This window comes from Candidatus Pelagibacter sp. HIMB1715 (genome assembly GCF_052047595.1).
GTDB lineage: Bacteria > Pseudomonadota > Alphaproteobacteria > Pelagibacterales > Pelagibacteraceae > Pelagibacter.
Window position 1 is genome coordinate 1 of sequence record NZ_JBNAJY010000029.1, and the last position, 20286, is coordinate 20286.

Annotated in this window: 15 protein-coding genes and 1 tRNA gene; 4 read left to right on the top strand and 12 right to left on the bottom strand. The window is 29.8% G+C overall.

The window, feature by feature from the left end; all coding sequences use genetic code 11:
* Both ACTTAY_RS06555 and ACTTAY_RS06560 read left to right on the top strand, forming a co-directional pair.
* Window positions 1-1064: HAD hydrolase-like protein (locus ACTTAY_RS06555; protein WP_440672822.1), on the top strand; the 1064-nt coding region annotated here is incomplete at its 5' end.
* A complete protein-coding gene (locus ACTTAY_RS06560) occupies window positions 1061-2242 on the top strand; it encodes a WavE lipopolysaccharide synthesis family protein (protein ID WP_440672823.1) in 1182 nt (393 codons plus the stop codon). The genes ACTTAY_RS06555 and ACTTAY_RS06560, both read left to right, overlap by 4 nt.
* Window positions 2243-2259: 17 nt before the next feature.
* Here the strand turns inward: ACTTAY_RS06560 and ACTTAY_RS06565 are convergent.
* From ACTTAY_RS06565 to ACTTAY_RS06610, 10 genes are all read right to left on the bottom strand, one after another.
* Window positions 2260-2349, bottom strand: a tRNA-Ser gene (locus ACTTAY_RS06565).
* Between the two features lie 10 nt (window positions 2350-2359).
* Window positions 2360-3100 carry a hypothetical protein gene (locus ACTTAY_RS06570; protein ID WP_440672824.1) on the bottom strand — a complete coding sequence of 247 codons (741 nt, stop codon included), beginning with the start codon at window positions 3098-3100 and terminating at the stop codon, window positions 2360-2362.
* 17 nt (window positions 3101-3117) lie between these two features.
* A complete protein-coding gene (gene lepA, locus ACTTAY_RS06575) occupies window positions 3118-4926 on the bottom strand; it encodes a translation elongation factor 4 (protein WP_440672825.1) in 1809 nt (602 codons plus the stop codon).
* Between the two features lie 5 nt (window positions 4927-4931).
* Complete coding sequence (gene pheT / locus ACTTAY_RS06580; protein WP_440672826.1) at window positions 4932-7340, bottom strand: phenylalanine--tRNA ligase subunit beta; 2409 nt, start codon at window positions 7338-7340, stop codon at window positions 4932-4934.
* A complete protein-coding gene (pheS, locus tag ACTTAY_RS06585; protein WP_440672827.1) occupies window positions 7337-8404 on the bottom strand; it encodes a phenylalanine--tRNA ligase subunit alpha in 1068 nt (355 codons plus the stop codon). The genes pheT and pheS overlap by 4 nt, the downstream gene beginning before the upstream one ends.
* 40 nt (window positions 8405-8444) lie before the next feature.
* The gene (gene rplT, locus ACTTAY_RS06590) at window positions 8445-8801 is read right to left on the bottom strand and encodes a 50S ribosomal protein L20 (RefSeq protein WP_440613511.1); all 357 of its coding nucleotides are present in this window, start codon (window positions 8799-8801) and stop codon (window positions 8445-8447) included.
* Window positions 8802-8803: 2 nt separating this feature from the next.
* Window positions 8804-9010, bottom strand: a complete 207-nt coding sequence (gene rpmI, locus ACTTAY_RS06595) for a 50S ribosomal protein L35 (RefSeq protein WP_023854436.1) — start codon at window positions 9008-9010, stop codon at window positions 8804-8806.
* 53 nt (window positions 9011-9063) lie between these two features.
* Window positions 9064-9609: a translation initiation factor IF-3 gene (gene infC, locus ACTTAY_RS06600; RefSeq protein ID WP_075505925.1), complete on the bottom strand. Its 546-nt coding sequence runs from the start codon at window positions 9607-9609 to the stop codon at window positions 9064-9066.
* Complete coding sequence (gene thrS, locus ACTTAY_RS06605; RefSeq protein ID WP_262590114.1) at window positions 9610-11526, bottom strand: threonine--tRNA ligase; 1917 nt, start codon at window positions 11524-11526, stop codon at window positions 9610-9612.
* On the bottom strand, window positions 11527-12681 hold the full coding sequence (locus ACTTAY_RS06610) for a glycosyltransferase family 4 protein (RefSeq protein ID WP_440672828.1): 1155 nt from the start codon (window positions 12679-12681) through the stop codon (window positions 11527-11529).
* A 42-nt stretch (window positions 12682-12723) separates the two neighbouring features.
* Here ACTTAY_RS06610 and ACTTAY_RS06615 point away from each other — a divergent pair, with 42 nt between their 5' ends.
* The gene (locus tag ACTTAY_RS06615; protein WP_440672829.1) at window positions 12724-13470 is read left to right on the top strand and encodes an alpha/beta hydrolase; all 747 of its coding nucleotides are present in this window, start codon (window positions 12724-12726) and stop codon (window positions 13468-13470) included.
* On the opposite strand, the gene gltB is transcribed toward ACTTAY_RS06615, so the two are convergent.
* Window positions 13463-17968, bottom strand: a complete 4506-nt coding sequence (gene gltB, locus ACTTAY_RS06620) for a glutamate synthase large subunit (protein ID WP_440672830.1) — start codon at window positions 17966-17968, stop codon at window positions 13463-13465. The genes ACTTAY_RS06615 and gltB overlap by 8 nt on opposite strands.
* On the bottom strand, window positions 17968-19407 hold the full coding sequence (locus ACTTAY_RS06625; protein WP_440672831.1) for an NAD(P)-dependent oxidoreductase: 1440 nt from the start codon (window positions 19405-19407) through the stop codon (window positions 17968-17970). Before ACTTAY_RS06625 ends, gltB begins: the two co-directional genes overlap by 1 nt.
* Window positions 19408-19589: 182 nt before the next feature.
* Here ACTTAY_RS06625 and ACTTAY_RS06630 point away from each other — a divergent pair.
* Window positions 19590-20286 (top strand): undecaprenyl-diphosphate phosphatase (locus tag ACTTAY_RS06630; protein WP_440672832.1); only part of this gene is annotated, 697 nt, incomplete at its 3' end.

Here is a 20286-nt window from a genome sequence, read left to right on the forward strand (position 1 = left end):
ATAAGAAATATAAAATTGGAATTGCTACAAATGCTGTAAGTTCAACTTTAAATATATGTTTAGCCAAACTAGGTATTTCTAAATATGTAAATCTTAAATTGTCTAACGAAAATATCAAAAATTCAAAACCAAATCCTGAAATTTACTTCAGAATGTTTATTCATTTTGGAGTTTATCCCTCTGAAGTTTTAATTTTTGAAGACTCTCATTTTGGTAGAGAAGCAGCTATCTCGTCGGGTGCAAACCTATATCCTGTTAAAAAGTTTAATGATATTAGCTTGGAAAAGATTAAGATGTTTTTAAAAAATAAAAAAAATAAAATGCATACAAAACCTTCTTGGGTAGATAATAAAATGAACGTTTTAATTCCAATGGCTGGAGCAGGAAAAAGATTTTTTGATGCTGGTTATGTATTTCCTAAGCCATTAATTGAGGTAAAAAACAAGCCTATGATCCAATGGGTAGTTGAAAGTTTAAACTTAAAAGCAAATTATATTTTTATTATTCAGAAAGAACATCAGAAAAAATATAATTTAAAAAGTGTCTTAAATATTCTTAAACCAGGATGCAAAATAATTGAACTTGATCAATTAACTGAAGGTGCTGCATGTACAACTTTATTGGCTAAAAAATATATTAATAATAATGAACCATTGATAATAGCTAACTCTGATCAATATATTGATTGGAATAGCTCTAAAGCCATGTATGAATTTAGTTCTAAAAATTTAGATGGAGCTATTTTAACATTTGAGGCAATACATCCTAAATGGTCATATGCAAAATGTGATGATAAAGGTTTTGTGACTGAGGTTGCTGAAAAAAAAGTAATTTCAAGAAATGCCACTGTAGGTGTTTACTATTGGAAACATGGGTCAGATTATGTCAATTCTGCTGAAGAAATGATAAGAAAAAATATTAGAGTAAATAAAGAATTCTATGTCTGCCCAACGTATAATGAATTAATTTCAAAAAATAAAAAAATCAAAATTTATAAAGTAAATCAAATGTGGGGCCTTGGTACTCCTGAAGATTTGAACAACTTTATTCAAAAAAATAAATGATTTTAAAGAAATATTTTAAAAAAAAATTAGGTGATAAATACTATAACTATAGACTTAATAGAATTTTTGAAAAAGTACTAGGGAAAGAAAAATTTTTTTTTTTAAAAAAGTTTAGTAGCTCCATTAAGAATAAATTTAGTTTTATAAAAATTAAATTGAATAAAAAAATTGGATTTCAGAGTATTACACATAAAGAAAGAGGCTTTATTATAGATTATACAAAAAATAACTTCCTCAGCATACATTTAAGACCAAAAAATTCTAATGATTTTTTTCTTGAGAGTACATGTAATATAAATGAGAAAATTGCAATAATAATTCAAGGACCAATACAAGACAAAATTGATTTTTTAAGGGAGACTTTAAATATTTATAAAAAAATTTTTAAAAACTCCATAGTAATAATTTCAACTTGGAAGAACGAAAATCAAAAATTAATAGATAATTTTAAAAATTCAAACACATATGTAATTTATAGTGAAGAACCAAATAAAGAAACTATGCACAATATAGATAAACAAATAATTTCTACAAATGCTGGCTTAAAATTGGCTTTAAAATTAGGTGCTAAATATTCTCTAAAGACAAGAGCTGATGTTCGGTTAAATAAAAATAATTTAGAAACCTTTTTATTATCTTTAATTAAGACTTTTCCTGTTAAGAAAAACAAACTAATTAGTTCCAGAATAATTGTTCCAAGCTTGGTTACATATAAGTTTAGAATATTTTCCTTGAGTGATATCGTTTTGTTCGGAAATACTGACGACTTATTGATTTATTTCAAAGATGATAATTATATAGATGGATTAAAAAAATTTGGTTTAAATAAAAAAAATGTTTTGATTAATGGAACACCTTTAATCCCAGAAGTTTTTCTTTGCGCTAGATATTTGCAAAAATTAGAGGAAAATTTAGATTGGAGTTTAGAATTTTGGTGGAAAAGTTTAAAAGAATATTTTTGCATAATAGATAATTCTTCCCTAGATTTATTTTGGTATAAATACAATTGGGACTATGAGTATAGAATTATTAGAACTTACTCGAATAAATTTGCTAGAGGTATTGATTTCCAGGACTGGTTATCTTTGTATAATGATTTTGAAAATAATTGGAAATTAGCTTCTAACGATCATGAAAGATATAATAATCAAGTCAAATTGCTCAATATTTTTAAATAATATAGAGATTTAATTTCTGGCGGAGAGAATGGGATTCGAACCCATGATAGAGTTTCCCCTATACGCGCTTTCCAAGCGTGCGCCTTCAACCACTCGGCCACCTCTCCAAATTTTTCTTTAAACCTCTAAAAAATTTTTTGTTTTTTTTTTTATTATAAGGTATTCACGACAATTTTCTTCATATTTTAGTTTTCTAGCTTTCTTTCTGTCAGAACTATATGTTTCTATTATTGCAGCAAGTTGGGTATGTTTTTTATAAATAGACTTGTGTTTAAAAAAGAGTGGTTGTTTAAGATATTTAAATACAGAAATAATATCTATTCGCATTATTTTATTTAAAAAAATAGAAATCCATAGATCATCATTTAATAATAATTTATTGTTATCTTTTATATAACGATCAAAAAAAGATTTTATTTTTTTGAGATATTTTGTATTAATTAAAAAACCATCAGCTCCTTGGCCAACTTTGCAATCTAAAATATCGTTAACACAAAAACTATATGAATTTTCTATATTTTGAATTGCTTGATTATAAAATATTTGTAGCATCTCCTTTCTATATATATGATCGTCATCTAACAAGATTACAAAATTATAATTTTTAATTTTTTCTATAGATCCTAGTAATTTTGTACCAGGTCCAAAATCATTACATCGATTAATTTCTAAATTTTTATATTTTTTTAAAAGATAGCTAAAATTATATTCTTTTACATCAAATCTATTAAATTTAATTGGGATATTTAAGAAAATTTTTTCAGGTTCTATATTTTGATTTTGTAGTGAATCTAAAGTTTTGTTCAAATATGGAAACCTTGGTGGCACTGAAGTCATCGAAACACAAAAATTTTTCATAAAAGATTTTTATTTTATTAATTATCTTTATTTATTTTTAGGACACCAATAAATGCTTCTTGAGGTATTTCTACTCTTCCAAATTGTTTTGATCTTGCCTTACCCTTTTTTTGTTTTTCTAATAATTTTCTTTTTCTATCTGTGGCTCCACCACCATGAATTTTTGTTAAAACATCTTTTTTAAATCCTTTAATTGTTTCTCTAGCAATAATTTTTCCTCCAATTGCAGCTTGAACAGGAATCATAAAATTATGTCTTGGTATTAGGTTTTTAAGTTTTTCACAAACTTCTCTCCCGGTTTTTTGAGCAAAATCTTTATGTATCATCATTGCTAAAGCATCAACTGGTTCACCATTTACTAATATACCAAGTTTTACTAGATCGCCTTCTCTATGCTCAATTATCTCATAATCAAAACTTGCATATCCACTTGTCATAGACTTAAGTCTATCGTTAAAATCAAACACAACCTCATTTAGTGGAAGTTCATAATTTACCACTGCTCTACTACCAGAATAACTAAGGTTGGTTTGTACTCCTCTTTTATCCTGGCACATTTTAATTATTGAACCTAAGTACTGATCTGGAGTTATGATAGTTGCCTTTATCCAAGGTTCTTCAATATATTTTATTAATGTAGGATCAGGTAAGCTTGATGGATTTTGTAAATCCATCGTATCACCATTATTCAAATGAACTTTATAAACTACGCCAGGAGTTGTCGTTAATAAATTAACATCAAATTCTCTTTCAAGTCTTTCTGTTACAATTTCTAGATGAAGCAAACCTAAAAACCCACATCTAAATCCTAATCCTAAAGCTGAAGATGACTCTGGTTCAAAAGAAAAACTTGCATCATTTAATTGTAATTTTGCTAAACCATCTTTTAATTTTTGAAACTCTGAGCTATCTACAGGGAACAATCCGCAAAATACTACAGGTTTACTCGGTTTAAAACCTGGTAAAGCTTCTTTTAATGGTTTTGTTGCATCACAAATTGTATCTCCAACTTTTGTCTCTGATAACACTTTTATCCCTGTTGTAATAAATCCTATTTCTCCTGTTTTTAATTCAGTGATATCAACTGGCTTTGGTGTAAAAACACCAACTTTTTCAACGATATATTCTTGATTTGTAGACATCATTTTGATCTTCATGTGTTTAGAAAGTTTCCCATCTATAACTCTAACTAATATAACAACACCTAAATAAGTATCGTACCAACTATCGACCAGTAAACATTTTAAATTCGATGAACTTTCTCCTTTTGGTGCTGGTAATGTGGTTATAATTTGCTCTAAGATATCTCCTATTCCTTCGCCAGTTTTTCCTGAACATGGAATGGCATTCTCTGTGTCTATTCCAATAACTTCCTCAATTTGCTTTTTTGTTCTCTCTAAATCAGAAGCTGGTAAATCTACTTTATTTAATACTGGGACAATTTCATGATTTGTATCTAATGCCTGGTAAACATTTGCTAAAGTTTGGGCCTCAACTCCTTGTGTGCTATCCACAATCAAAATTGAACCTTCACACGCATATAACGATCTACTTACCTCATAGCTAAAGTCTACATGGCCAGGTGTATCTATAATATTTAAAATATATTCTTTTCCGTCTTTAGCTTTATAATTTAGCTTTACTGTTTGTGCCTTTATTGTGATACCTCTCTCTCGTTCAATATCCATTGAATCTAAAACTTGAGCTTTCATCTCTCTTTCAGTCAGGCCACCACAACTATGAATTATTCTATCTGCAATAGTAGATTTTCCATGATCAATGTGTGCGATGATTGCAAAATTTCTTATATTATCGATTGAACTCATTAGCTTTAGGATCGAATTTTAGCGCCAGTTTTATTTTCCACTGTTTCTACAATTGACTTATTTATTTGATCTAAATCTGCTTCTTTAAGAGTTTTTTCTTGAGATTGAATTGTAACACTTATCGCAATTGATTTTTGGTTTTCAGGAATATTATCACCCTCATAAACATCAAAAACTTTAATGTTAGAAATCAAATTTTTATCAACATTTGATATGACCTTTACCAAATCTTGAGCATTAATTTTTTTATCAACAATAAAAGCAAAATCCCTTTCTGACTTTTGATAATCTGAAACGGAATATTTTGTTTTTTGATCTTTTAATGATTTTTTTGATAATTTTAAATTATCAAGAAATATTTCAAAACCTACTAAAGACTCGGTTTTCATATCTATTTGCTTAATGATATTTGGATGAATTTCACCAAAGTATGCTGCTACACTTTCTTTGCCTCTATTTAAAAACAATCTTCCTGATTTTCCTGGGTGATAATAATCAGGAGTTTCATCATCAATATAAAATTTTTCTGCATAATAACCTGCTTCAACTAAAGTTTGAACTACATCTTTTTTAATATCAAAAACATCAACATTTCTCTCTTTTTCTAACCAGGAAAGACGAGATTTTTTTCCAGCTGCTAAGCCACAAACTACTATATTTTGTTCACCAGGTTGTTTTCCAAAAAATGTTGGTCCTATTTCAAAAATAGATAAATCTTTAATTCCTCTATCTATATTTTTACTCATATACATAATTAAATTTGAAAATATTGAATTTCTTAAAACTCCTAACTCTGAACTTATAGGATTCACAATTTTTAATTCATTATTTTGCCCTTTGAAATGATCATTATATTTTGCATCTGTGAAAGACCAAGTAATTGCTTCCAAATAACCTTTTGAGGCAACAGATCTTTGGAGGAAATGAAACAATTTTTGAGTTTGTGTTAAAGTAGATTTTTTTCTCTCTTTGATTGGTTCTTCTATCTTGATTTTATCATAGCCAACTATTCTTACCAATTCCTCAACAACATCTATTTCCTGGGTAATATCTGGTCTCCAGGAAGGGATAGTTAATTTAAAAACTTTTTTATCTTTTTTGCATTTAAAACCTAAGTTATCTAAAATTTTTAACATATCTTTTGTTAAAATTTTAAAACCTGTAACTTTTTCAAATGAATTTGGATCAAATTTAATTATTTGATTTTTAAATGTACTAATTTTTTGGATATCAATCTTACTAATTTCACCACCACAAATTTCTTTAATTAAAAAAGCTGCTTTATTTAAACCTTCTTCAATCGACAATTGGTCTATTCCTCTTTCAAATCTAAATTTTGCATCTGTATCAATATTTAATTCTTTTGCTGTTTTTCTGATTGATCTTGGATCAAAATAAGCTGACTCGATTAAAACATTTTGTGTATCCATTTCTGTTCCAGATCTTGTGCCTCCGATGATACCACCAAGTCCTAAAATACCTTTGTCATCACTAATTACACACATATCATCTTCAAGTTTGTATGTTTTGTTATCTAAGGCTGTAAACTCTTCACCAGGTTTTGAGTTTCTAACAATTATACCTTTTTCAATTTTATTAGCATCATATGCGTGTAATGGACGGTTAATATCTATCATCACATAATTTGTAATATCAACAATTGCTGAAATAGGTTTTTGACCTATAGAAATTAATTTATCCTTTAACCACTTTGGACTTTCAGTATTTTTTACATTTGTTACTAAACAGCTTCCGAAAGAAAAACATCCTTGGTTTTTTTCGTTTGTAATTTTTACTTTAATTGTTTGAGATTTTTTCGATTTTATTTTTTGTTCCTTAATCTGTTTTAATTTACCAAATCCTGAAGCTGCTAAATCTCTAGCTATTCCTCTAACACCAAGACAGTCCGGTCTATTAGGTGTGATTGATAAATCAATCAAATTATAACTAGATTGAGTAAAAAAACTTTTTCCGATATTTTTGTTGTATTTTGAGGATGAAAGCTCAGTAATTCCATCACTTTCCTCAGACAAGTTGAGTTCAGATTCAGAACAAAGCATACCATAAGATGTAACATCTCTAATTTTTGCTATAACTAATTTAGTTTTATTTTTTGGAATAACCGCACCAGGAGGAGCATAAACAGTAATTAAACCTTCTCTAGCATTTGGTGCACCACATACGACCTTCTTAATTTCTTTTTCACCTACATCAACATCACAAACTTTTAAACGGTCTGCATTAGGATGTTTTTCGGTTTTTAGAATTTTTGCTACTTTGAATAAATCTAAACCTTCAGATAAATTTTCAACACTTTCAACTTCAAGTCCAATATCAGTTAATTTTTCAAGTAACTTCTCTTCCTTTGCACTTACAGTTAAATGATCTTTTAACCAATCAAATGTTATCTTCATCGACTTAGACCTCTATAATTTGTGGGTACATCAAGTGGATCAAATCCAAAGTGATTCAACCATCTATAATCACAGTCAAAGAAAGCTCTTAAATCATTAATACCGTATTTTAGCATTGCTAACCTGTCTATACCTATGCCAAATGCATATCCTTGGTATTTAGCAGGATCAACTTTAACATTTTTTAAAACATTTGGATGAACCATTCCACATCCTAAAATTTCAAGCCACTGATCCCCTTCTCCTATAACAATTTTACCATCTTTAATTTCGTAACCAATATCTACTTCTGCAGATGGTTCTGTAAAAGGGAAATGACTTGGTCTAAATCTCATTTTGATTTTTTCCACTTCAAAGAACTCTTTAATAAAATAATTTAAACATCCCTTTAAATGACCCATGTTAATATCTTTATCTATATGAAGGCCCTCAACCTGATGGAACATTGGCGCATGTGTTTGATCACTATCTGATCTATATGTTCTACCTGGAGCAATAATTTTAAACGGTGGCTTGTCTTTTAACATAGTTCTAATTTGAACTGGTGAAGTATGCGTTCTTAATAGAACTTCCTTATTTTTGTCTAAATAAAAAGTATCGTGCATATCACGAGCTGGATGATTATCTGGAGTATTTAGTGCAGTAAAATTATTATATTCATTTTCTACATCTGGTCCTTCTTCAACACTAAAACCTATTTCTGAAAATATAGATGAAATTTCATCTATAGTTTGAGATACAGGATGAATTTTTCCTCTAACAAAAGGTCTTCCAGGTAAAGTTATATCAACTTTTTCTTTTTCAAGTTTTTGATTAACTTCTTTTGTTTCTATTTCTTTAATCTTTTCTGAAATTAAAGATTGCAGTTCATCTTTTATTTTATTCAAGTCTGCTGCAAAAGTTTTTCTGTCAGACTCTGGTATTGATCCTACAGTTTTGAATAAAGACGAAATTTGACCATTTTTTCCAAATAACTCTGTTTTGATTGAATTGATTTCATCTAAACTTAGCTCATTCTTGAGCTTTGATAAAAATTGATCTCTAATATTTTTTATGTCTGACATATTAGTAGATTATTTCCTTAAGAAATAAAAACAATAGAGATTAATTTAAAGCGGATTGAGCTTTTTGTACAATTGTTTTAAATGCTTCTGGACTATCGTAGGCAATTTCAGCTAAAATTTTTCTATCTATTGTAACACCACATTTACTTAAACCATTAATAAATTTTGAATAAGTCATACCCTCTGCTCTTACACCGGCATTAATTCTCTGTATCCATAATGATTTGAAATCTCTTTTTTTATTTCTTCTATCTCTATAAGCATACTGCATGGATTTCTCCATAGCTTGTTTAGCAACTCTGATAGTATTTTTTCTTCTGCCCCACTGACCTTTTACGGCTTTCAAAACTTTCTTATGTTTTGCTTTACTTGTTACGCCTCTTTTAACTCTTGCCATTGTTACCCTCTTAAACTGTAAGGCATGTATGATTTAACAATTTTGCCATCTTGTTTAGACAAAGTTGTAGTGCCTCTTAATTTTCTAATTTGTGAATTCGTTCGTTTAATCATACCGTGTCTTTTACCTGCTTGAGCAGATATAACTTTACCCTTAGCTGATATTTTAAATCTTTTTTTTGCAGAGCTTTTTGTTTTTAATTTTGGCATAATTCTGCGGACTTATACAAAGAATGTTTAAATTTTACAACCTCTATTAAGGCTTATAAAGGTTGAATTACCATAATCATTTGCTTCCCATCAAATTTGGGTTGCAACTCTACTCTACCAATATCCTTCATATCCTCTTTAATTTTACCCATCAGTTCATTGCCTAAATGAGAGTGTTGGAGCTCTCGCCCTTTAAATCTGATAGTAAATTTAACTTTATCTCCTTTAGAGATAAATTTTTTTGCATTTTTGACCTTAAATTCGTAATCATGAGTTTCTGTTACAGGTCTCATTTTAATTTCTTTTAATGAAATTATTTTTTGTTTCTTTTTTGCAAGATTTGCTTTTTTTTGAGCATCATATTTATACTTACCCATATCCATGATTTTACATACTGGTGGGTTAGCATTGGGTGCGATTTCAATTAAATCTAATCCTTGGTTTTTTGCCATTGATATAGCTTCGTTAGTACTGATCACTCCAAGATTTTCACCATCACTTGCAATTACTTGAACATCCGGTGAAGATATTCGGTTATTAGATCTTGGACCTCTATCCTTTGTTCTTCTTTGAAAGTAATTTTGTTTGAAATCTGCCACTTAGTTTGATGATGCTTTATTTAAAGCAGAGAAAGTTTTTAAAAATGAATCTATATCCATATTTTCTTGTTTATTAGAGTCTAACCTTCTAATCGTTACTGAATTGGAGTCAACTTCTTTTTTACCACAAATTAATAAAAGAGGTATTTTTGCTAAAGAATGATCTCTAATTTTATAGTTTAAATTATTATTTTTAATATCAACTGCAGAACTTATGCCCGCATCTTTAATTTTTTTAGATACTTCTATTGCGTAATCATTAAATTCTTCTGAAATTGGAATTACCATTGTTTGTAAAGGTGAAATCCAAAAAGGAAATTTACCAGCATAATTTTCAATCAATATTCCTATAAATCTTTCTAGAGAACCAAATAGAGCTCTATGAAGCATAACAGGAACTTTTTTTGTTCCGTCCTTATCAACATATGATGCATCTAATCTTCCAGGTAAATTTAAATCAACTTGTAAAGTTCCACATTGCCAATCTCTTCCGATAGCATCTCTTAAAACAAATTCAATTTTTGGCCCATAGAAGGCACCTTCACCTTTATTAATACTATATTCTAACTTAGAAGCTTTAACTGCTTCAAGAAGTGAAGCTTCTGCCTTATCCCAAACCTCATCATCTCCAACTCTAACCTCCGGTCGATCAGCATATTTTAAAATCACATTTTCAAAACCAAGATCTTTATAAATATCTAATATTAAATTTGTTACATTTAAACACTCACTCGTAATTTGATCTTCTGCACAAAAAATATGCGCATCATCTTGTGTAAAAGCTCTTACTCTAAGCAAACCATGTAAAGCACCTGATGGTTCGTAACGATGAACCTTACCAAATTCTGTGATACGTAATGGAAGATCTCTATAACTTTTCAATCCTTGATTAAATACTTGTATATGACCTGGACAATTCATTGGTTTTATCGCAAAGACTTTTTCATCAGGAGTTTCTGATGTGTACATATTTTCTCCATACTTTTCCCAGTGACCAGATTTTTCCCACAATTGTCGGTCTAAAATTTCAGGTGTATTTACCTCTTTGTATCCAGCAGCATCCTGTCTGCTTCTCATATAATTAATTAATTTTTGAAATAATGCCCACCCTCTCTCATGCCAAAAAACTGAGCCTGGACTTTCTTCTCTAAAATGAAACAAGTCCATTTCTTTTCCTAATTTTCTATGATCTCTTTTTTCTGCTTCTTCTATTCTTTTTAGATGCTCATCTAAATCTTTTTGAGAAGCCCAGCTTGTACCATAAATTCTTTGAAGCATTTCATTGTTTGAATCACCCCTCCAATAAGCTCCTGAAACTTTCATTAATTTAAAGTATTTACCTATTTTACCTGTTGAAGAAAGATGGGGTCCTCTACAAAGATCATGCCAATCTCCATGAAAATAAATTGAAACATCCTCATTCTCTGGTATTGCCTCAATTAACTCGGCTTTATAGATTTCACCTTTTTTTTTAAAATGATCTATGGCTTTATTTCTATCCCAAACTTCTCTTTTGGTAATCTCGTCTCGATCAACAATTTCTTTCATTTTATTTTCAATCTTTGCTAAATCATCTTCTGTAAACGGATCTTTTCTAGCAAAATCATAATAAAATCCGTTTTCAATTACAGGGCCAATCGTAACTTGTGTTCCTGGAAACAATTCTTGTACTGCCATTGCTAATATGTGAGCAGTATCATGTCTAATGGTTTCTAGACCCTCAGGATTTTTAGATGTAAAAATTTTTACTGAACAGTCTTTCTCAATTAGATGTTCTAAGTCTTTTAACTCACCATCTACACTTATCACCATTGCTTGTTTAGCTAATGATTTACTAATTTTTTCTGCTACTTCTAATCCAGTAACTTTATTTGGGAAATCAATATTATTTCCATCAGGTAATGTAATTATAGGCATTTAATTTATTAATCTTTTATACTCTGAATAAGTAGAAAAGCACATTTTTTCAACATTAAATTTTTGAACTATATTTTTTCTTCCTTCAACACCAATTAATTTTAATTGAGTATCGTCAATTGTCAGTGTTTTTAAAATTTTCTGACTTAAAGACTTTGCATCACCCGCTTTAAATAAATAGCCTGTTTTTTCATCAATGACAGTCTCATTAGAGCCACCAATATTACTCGCAATAATTGGTTTCTCCATAGATTGGGCCTCTACAGAAACTCTACCAAAAGCTTCTGGTTCAATAGAAGCTGAAACAATTATATCAGACACTTTGTAAGCTAACGCCATATCTTTGCAGTGATCGATAAATCTTAGCTGTTTAGTTAACCTATATTGTTCTGAAAGTCTTATTAGTTTTTTTTTATACAGGTCTCTTCCCTGATCACTTCCAAGGATAACAGCATAAAATGCTTCATAACCTAATTCAATATTTGCCAGATTAATTGCTTCAATAAATACCTCTTGTCCCTTCCAGGTAGTTAATCTACCAGGCAAAAGTATAATCTTTTTATCTTTTTCTATTTCCCATTGTTTTAATAATTTTTTTTCTTCAGTTTCAAGTTTTGTAGTAGGATCAAAATAATCAACATTAATTCCCCTAAATACTACTAATAATTTTTTTTTTTGATTTAAATAATTTGAATAATTTTCTTTGATGTGTGAAAAAATAAAATTTGATCCTGCAATAATTAAATCAGATCGAACCATTACTGAATTATATAATTTTTTCAAATTACTTTTAAAATTATAAGTTCCATGAAATGTAGTTACAAACTTTCTGCTTGTTATCTTGGAGGCTATTAAACAAGACCATGCAGGCGCTCTACTTCTGGCGTGTATGATCGAAATATTATTAATTAAAATAATAAAAGTTAAAATTATTGCATTAATTAAAATTAATATTGGATTTTTACTCTGAACTGGAAGTCTAAAAACTTTTACTTTATTTTTATCTACAAATTTAAGTAACTCACCACCACTAGTAACTATAAATGACTTACAACCGTTTTCTGGCAAATAGTGAGCAATATCATAACAGCCGGTCTCTGCACCACCATATCCAAGTTTTGGTATTACTTGCAAAACTTTTAAATTAGATGACATTTGATATGATTATATATTAATTAGCAATTCTTATAAACGATTATGGCAAATTTCAGATTCCACAAAATTTCAAAGACTAAGAAAATTAGACATATTTGTAAAATTTATAAAAATTCTCCATTCATAGTTTTCTTACATGGATTTATGTCAGATCTTGAGGGAAAAAAGCCAGAAGCTTTTTTAAAATTTGCAAGAAAAAATAAAATAAGTTTTCTTGCCTTAGAATATTCAGGTCATGGAAAATCTACAGGTAAATTCACAAATGGAAATATTTCAAAATGGACTAAAGAAACTTCTATATTGATAAATAAATATATAAAAAATAATAATTTTTATGTCATTGGTTCAAGTATGGGCGCTTGGATTGCTTTAAGACAATTCAAAATATTTAAAAAACAAATTATGGGATTTTTGGGAATTGGCTCGGCACCTGAGTTTTTAGAAAATTTGATGTGGAAAAAATTCTCCAAAAAAATAAAGCAAGAAACAATCCAAAAAGGTATATATCACCTAAAACATGGGAATTATGAGTATCCAATCACTTATCAGCTTATAAAAGATGGAAGAAAAAATAGAGTTTTAAATAAAAAAATAAATTCAAAAATTAATGTTACTATGGTGCATGGTGAGTATGATGAAGCTGTACCGGTAAGTTATTCTAGAAAAGTTTTAAAACTATTTCCAAAAGCAAAAAAGAAATTGATCATTGTAAAAAAAGGTGACCATAGCTTATCAAATAAGAAATGGCTTAATATAATCTTAAAAGAATTAAAATTATTAATTAACTAACTTCTTTTATAACTTTTTTTAAGCTGATAGGGTTTTTCAGTTTATCCAACATTTCTTTAGGACAAACCTGAATGAAATTATTAATTTCATTATCATAATTTTCAATTATTTCTTTAGATAACAAAGATCCTGTCTCTTCATGGTGTTCTTTGATTAAATTTTTTAAACTTTCTTTCCAATAATCTGTTTCAACATTCTGCCAAACTACTGACTCTGGGTTTACTTTTTTTTCAAATTCTTTTGATTTGTCATAGATAAATGCCATACCACCTGTCATACCAGCAGCAAAGTTATCTCCAACATCTCCTAGAATTACTACAGTTCCACCAGTCATATACTCACATCCATTCGAGTCACATCCCTCAATAACTGTAACTGCACCTGAATTTCTTACAGAGAATCTTTCACCAGCTTGACCGGCTGCAAAAAGTTTTCCAGATGTTGCTCCGTATAGAACTGTATTTCCTAAGATAGTATTTTCATTTGAAACTAAGTTACTTTCCTCTGGTAGTCTTATAGAAATTGTAGCTCCTGAAAGACCTTTGCCGACATAATCATTTGCATCACCTTTTAATACTAACTTCAAACCTTTGGATGAAAAGGCTCCAAAAGATTGACCAGCTGATCCTTTAAAGTTTAATACTAAAAAATTATCATCAAGTTTTTCATAACCATATTTTTTATATAAATGATGAGAAATTCTTGTCCCAACTGCTCTATGTGTATTTTTAATTAAATATTCTTTTTCAATTTTTTCAGAATTATCTAAAGCCTTTTCAATCTCCGGCCATATTTCTTGGTCTAGAGTATCTGGCACTGAATTAATTTCTTGGTTTTCACAATATCTAGTATTGTTCCCAGTATCTGCTTGAACAAATAAAGGATTTAAATCTAAATCATCTAAATTATCTGAACCCTTGCTAACTTGTCTAAGTAAGTCAGTTCTACCAATAATATCATTTAATGATTTAAAACCTAATTTAGCTAAAATTTCTCTAACCTCAGTTGCTATAAACGTAAATAGATTAACAACCTTATCTGGTGTTCCAGTAAATTTTTCTCTTAATTTTTCATCTTGAGTACAGACACCAACGGGGCATGTATTCGAATGACATTGTCTTACCATTATGCATCCCATTGCAACTAGAGCAGTTGTTGCAACTCCATACTCTTCTGCTCCCATCATGGCTGCTATAACAACATCTCTACCTGTTTTAATCCCTCCATCAGTTCTAAGTGTAACTGTGTGTCTAAGATTATTTAATGTTAAAACCTGATTAGCCTCTGTTAATCCCATCTCCCATGGAATACCTACGTATTTTACACTTGTTTGCGGAGTAGCTCCAGTTCCACCGTTATGTCCTGAAATTAATATTATGTCTGCTTTTGCTTTGGCAACTCCTGCAGCAATAGTCCCAACTCCTGAGGAAGCAACTAGTTTTACTCCAATTCTTGCTTTTGGATTAATCTGTTTTAAATCATAAATAAGCTGCGCAAGATCTTCAATTGAATAAATATCGTGGTGTGGTGGAGGAGAAATTAGTGTTACTCCAGGCGTTGAGTGTCTTAACTTTGCTATTTCATCGGTAACTTTGAAACCTGGGAGTTGTCCACCTTCTCCTGGCTTTGCACCTTGTGCAATTTTTATTTCAATCTCATTGCAATTGTTTAAATAATTAACTGTTACACCAAATCTTGCTGAAGCTATTTGTTTTACTCTTGAGTTTGCACTATCTCCATTATCTAACACTTTAAATCTTTTTTCATCTTCACCACCTTCACCACTACAAGAAGCACCTTTAATTCTATTCATGCCTGTAGCCAAAGTTTCATGTGCCTCTTTAGATAAAGCACCATGAGACATGCTTCCACTTCCAAATCTTTTTAAAATATTTTCTATTGGTTCTACTTCTGAAATATCTATAGCTCCCTTTAATTTTTTTTCTCTAAAATCAATTAAGTCCCTCAAATTTATTGGTGGTAAATTATAAATACCCTCTGCATATCTTTTATAAGCGTCATAAGAATTAGAACCAACTGCACTTTGAAGTAAATGTATTAGTTTGCCTTGATATTGGTGTGTTTCTCCATTTTTTCTATATCTATAAATCCCTCCAATAGGAAGAATTGTATCAGTGCTTTCAAATGCTTCTTTGTGAATTGCTCTTATTTTTTTTTCGATTCCAGTAAGTCCAATACCAGAAATTTTAGATACAACTCCTGGAAAATAATCTGAAACAATAGTTCTACTTAATCCAACAGTCTCAAAATTGCATCCACCTCTGTAAGAACTTAAAACAGAGATACCCATCTTAGACATAATTTTTAATAAACCTGCATTGACAGATTTAATGTATCTTTCAACACATTCTTCAAAGCTAAACTTTCCAAATAATTTTTTTTCAAATCTTTGATATAAACTGTCGAACGCCAAATAAGGATTTACTGTTGTTGCTCCAACACCAATTAAAGTTGCAAAAGAGTGAGTATCTAATGCTTCTCCAGATTGGACATTGATTGACACATACCCTCTTAATTTTTTTTCAATTAAAAAAGAGTTAATTGCACCAACTGCAAGCAGCATAGGAATTGGAAGTTTTGAAATTGATAAATCTTTATCGCTAAGAATTAATTGTGTAACACCTTGTCTAACAGCAATTTCTGCATCTTTTTGAATTTTTTTAATAGCTTCGTACAAACTGTTACTTTCTTCAAAAGTACAATCAATTATTGTTGAATTATTTCCAAAAAAATTGATGAATTTTTCAAACTGAGAATTAGATAAAATTGGGCTATTAAGAACATAAATATTCTGTTTTGTTAAATTATCAAAATCTAGAATATTGCCTAGATTTCCAAATCTTGTTTTTAAACTCATCACTTTGTTTTCTCTTAAAGAATCTATTGGTGGATTTGTAACTTGGCTAAAATTTTGTCTAAAAAAATGATACAGAGGTCTATATTTATCTGATAGCACAGCTAAAGGGGTGTCATCGCCCATTGATCCTGTAGCCTCTTTTGCATCCTCAGCCATAGGGTGTAAAATTAATTCAAGATCCTCTAAACTAATTCCAAAAGTATATTGTCTTCTTCTTAAATCATCCCCTGAAAAAGAATTTTTTTCATCTTCAATCGTTAGTTTGTCATCTAAATCAATAATTTGTGAATTAAAATGTTTATACTCTTTTGCTAAGTAATCCTTAATTTGTTTATTAGTAAATACTTTACCTTTTTCTATTCTTACTCCTATAATTTCTCCAGGACCTAATCTTCCTTTTGATAAAATTCTTTTTTCATTTAGCTCGATCATCCCAGTTTCTGAGCCTGCAAACAATAACTTATCCTTAGTGATTGCATATCTTAGAGGTCTTAATCCATTTCTATCGTTTGCTGCAATAACCCACTCATTGTCAGTTCCAGCTATAGCGGCAGGTCCATCCCAAGGTTCCATTGTGCTATTTAAAAAATTGAATAATTGCTGATGATCTTTTGGTAAAGTCTTATTCTTCTTAGACCATGCATCAGGAACTAACATTAATTTAGCTAATGGTGCAGGTTGACCTGAAATGTTTAATAATTCGAAAACATTATCTAAAGCCGCAGAATCTGAGGCTCCTTGTTGAATAACTGGCTTAAGATTTTCTATATCATCAAATAATGGACTATTCATTTCTTGTTCATGAACTTTCATCCAATTTTTGTTTCCTCTATAAGTATTAATTTCTCCATTATGTGCAATTGCTCTAAATGGTTGAGCAAGATTCCAACTTGGAGCTGTGTTGGTTGAAAACCGCTGATGAAATATTGCGTATCTTGATACAAACCTTTCATCATTTAAATCTAGATAAAAATCTGAAATTGCTTCGGCTAAGAACATTCCTTTGTAAATAATTGACTTTGAACTTAAGGAACAAATATAAAAATTATTTAATGATTTTTTGAAAGCTTCGTTTTCGATTTTTCTTCTTGTCTCATAAATTTTTCTCTCCAAATCTTTATTTGTAAGTTCTTTATTATGAGGTTTGAAAAGTACCTGAATAATTTCAGGCATAGTTTGAAAAGCTTTTTCACCTAAAACCTTTGGATTAACGGGAACTTGTCTCCATCCATAAATATTAAAATCATTTTTCGTTAGTTCGCTTTCAACAATTGTTTTACAGCTCTCTTGTGCTGCATAGTCATTACGTGGAAGAAAAATCATTCCTACGCAGATTTCAGAATTATCGTGCGTGTGTCCTGTAACTTCAATTTTCTCAATAAAAAAATCTTTTGGAATTTCTACGTGAATTCCAGCTCCATCTCCTGTTTTCCCATCAGCATCTACCGCACCTCTATGCCAAACAGCTTTTAAAGCTTCAATTCCATATTCAACTACATTCCTGGATTTTTTTCCCTCAGTGGAAGCTATTAAACCTACTCCACACGCATCATGCTCCATATCCTCAGAATAGACATTGTTTTTCTTAAGTAGATCAAAATTTTTTTTATAAGTTTTCATTAAGCAACTTTTTTCTCATTTTTGGATTTTGTTTCTAAATAATTTTTTATGGAATCTGCTGCGTCTCTACCATCTTTAATTGCCCAAACAACTAATGAAGCTCCTCTAACTATATCCCCAGCAGCAAAAACGCCACTTAGATTAGTTTCCATAGTATCAAAATCAGTTTTTATTGTTCCCCATTTTGTAACTTGAAGTTCATTGCTATCGAATAAATTAGGTAAATCCTCTGGATCAAATCCAAGAGCTTTAATAACCATATCTGCTTTTATTTCATAACTTGATCCTTCTTGTACTTCGGGTTTTCTTCTACCAGTTTCATCTGGTTCACCTAACTTTATTTGATCTACAAGTAAATTTTCTACCTTATTAGTTCCTTTAAATTCTTTAGGACTAGATAGCCATACAAATTCAACACCTTCCTCTTCAGCATTTGCAACTTCTCTTGCTGAACCAGGCATATTTTCTTTATCTCTTCTGTATAAGCATTTTACTGATTTTGCTTTTTGTCTTACTGAAGTTCTCACACAATCCATTGCGGTATCACCTCCACCAATTACAACAACATCTTTTCCCTCTGCATTTAGAATTCCCTTATCAAATAATTCAACCTCATCACCCAATCCTTTTTTATTTGATGCTGTAAGAAAATCCATTGCTGGAAAAATATTGTCTAAATCATTACCTGGTAAATTAACTTCTCTAGCTTTGTAAACTCCTGTTGCAATTAATACTGCATCATGTTTTTTTCTTAATTGCTCTAAGCTTGCATCCTTGCCAACTTCGAAATTTTTTATGAATTCTATTCCACCATCTCTTAAAAGCTTTGTTCGTCTTTCAACTATTTCTTTTTCTAATTTAAAATTTGGAATTCCATATATTAATAATCCTCCAGCTCTATCATAACGATCGTAAACTGTAATTTTATACCCATTTTTTCTTAACTGTTCTGCCGCTGCTAATCCCGCAGGACCAGCTCCTATAATTCCAACACTTTGATTTTTTTCATTTGTAACTTCGATTGGTTTAACCCAACCTTGTTCCCAAGCATTATCTGTTATATATTTTTCAACGGAACCAATTGTAACTGTTCCGTGACCAGACTGTTCAATTACACAATTTCCCTCACACAATCTATCTTGCGGACAGATTCTTCCACAAACCTCGGGCATATTATTAGTGCTTTGTGAAAGCTCGTATGCTTCTTTTAATCTTCCCTCGGCAGTTAACTTTAGCCAGTCAGGAATATTGTTACTTAAAGGACAATGAACCTGACAGAAAGGAACTCCGCACTGAGAACATCTACTTGATTGTTCTTTAGCTTTTTCGTTGATATATTCGTCATATATCTCTTTAAAATCCTTTTTTCTTTGATCAACTTCCCTTTTAGGTGGAGTTTGCTGACCTATTTTTACAAATTTTAACATTTTGTCAGTCATAAAAAATATAATTTTCGGCAAATTATATAATGATTTTATAAAATAAAGCATTTAATAGGTCATATTTATTGACCTTTAATCTTTCATTTTTGTTATAAACAAACGGGTTTCTAATAAATGCATAGCTACTATGATCAAATCGTATTGTTTGAAATATAAGCTTTATAAGCTACGAAGAAATTATGTTTCAGAATATTATAGAAGTTTTAATCCTTTCAGCAATTCAAGGGATTTCAGAATTTCTTCCAATAAGTTCTTCTGCACATTTAATTTTAGTTTCAAGTTTGTATGAATTTAAATCTAGCTCATTACTAATTGATATTAGCCTTCATCTAGGATCTCTTTTTGCAATAGTTTATTATTTCAAAGAAGAGTTATTAAACATTAATAAAAATAAAAGACTAATAAGTTTAATTATTATTGGATCTATTCCATTAATAATCTTTGGATATATTTTATACACTACAGGGCTAATTTATAGTTTACGAAACATTGAAACTATTGCATGGACAACTTTAATATTTGCGGTTGTTTTATACATTTCTGACAAAAGTCGTTTTGATAAAAAAATTTCTACAAATTTAAATATTCAATCAATTTTATTTATAGGAGTAATGCAAATTTTATCATTGATACCTGGAGTAAGCAGAGCAGGCGTCACAATAACAGCTGCGAGGATTTTAAAGTTTAATAGAGTGGATTCGAGTAAAATATCTTTTTTACTATCTATCCCAGCATTAGCTGGTGCAAGTGTACTTAGTTTAAAAGATATTTTTAATCAACCAACAGAATTTAATTATTTGGTAATAATTGCAATTATATCTTCTTTTATTCTTTCTTTTTTAACAGTTAAATATTTTTTAATTTTTATAAATAAGT

What these genes read in the sequence shown, in the direction of transcription:
- rpmI (WP_023854436.1), bottom strand. Translation starts at nt 9,010, where the DNA reads ATGCCAAAATTAAAAACAAAAAGCTCTGCAAAAAAAAGATTTAAAATA.
- ACTTAY_RS06625 (WP_440672831.1), bottom strand. Translation starts at nt 19,407, where the DNA reads ATGACTGACAAAATGTTAAAATTTGTAAAAATAGGTCAGCAAACTCCA.
- ACTTAY_RS06615 (WP_440672829.1), top strand. Translation starts at nt 12,724, where the DNA reads ATGGCAAATTTCAGATTCCACAAAATTTCAAAGACTAAGAAAATTAGA.
- rplT (WP_440613511.1), bottom strand. Translation starts at nt 8,801, where the DNA reads ATGGCAAGAGTTAAAAGAGGCGTAACAAGTAAAGCAAAACATAAGAAA.
- gltB (WP_440672830.1), bottom strand. Translation starts at nt 17,968, where the DNA reads ATGAAAACTTATAAAAAAAATTTTGATCTACTTAAGAAAAACAATGTC.
- lepA (WP_440672825.1), bottom strand. Translation starts at nt 4,926, where the DNA reads ATGAGTTCAATCGATAATATAAGAAATTTTGCAATCATCGCACACATT.
- ACTTAY_RS06570 (WP_440672824.1), bottom strand. Translation starts at nt 3,100, where the DNA reads ATGAAAAATTTTTGTGTTTCGATGACTTCAGTGCCACCAAGGTTTCCA.
- ACTTAY_RS06610 (WP_440672828.1), bottom strand. Translation starts at nt 12,681, where the DNA reads ATGTCATCTAATTTAAAAGTTTTGCAAGTAATACCAAAACTTGGATAT.
- ACTTAY_RS06560 (WP_440672823.1), top strand. Translation starts at nt 1,061, where the DNA reads ATGATTTTAAAGAAATATTTTAAAAAAAAATTAGGTGATAAATACTAT.
- pheS (WP_440672827.1), bottom strand. Translation starts at nt 8,404, where the DNA reads ATGTCAGACATAAAAAATATTAGAGATCAATTTTTATCAAAGCTCAAG.
- pheT (WP_440672826.1), bottom strand. Translation starts at nt 7,340, where the DNA reads ATGAAGATAACATTTGATTGGTTAAAAGATCATTTAACTGTAAGTGCA.
- thrS (WP_262590114.1), bottom strand. Translation starts at nt 11,526, where the DNA reads ATGCCTATAATTACATTACCTGATGGAAATAATATTGATTTCCCAAAT.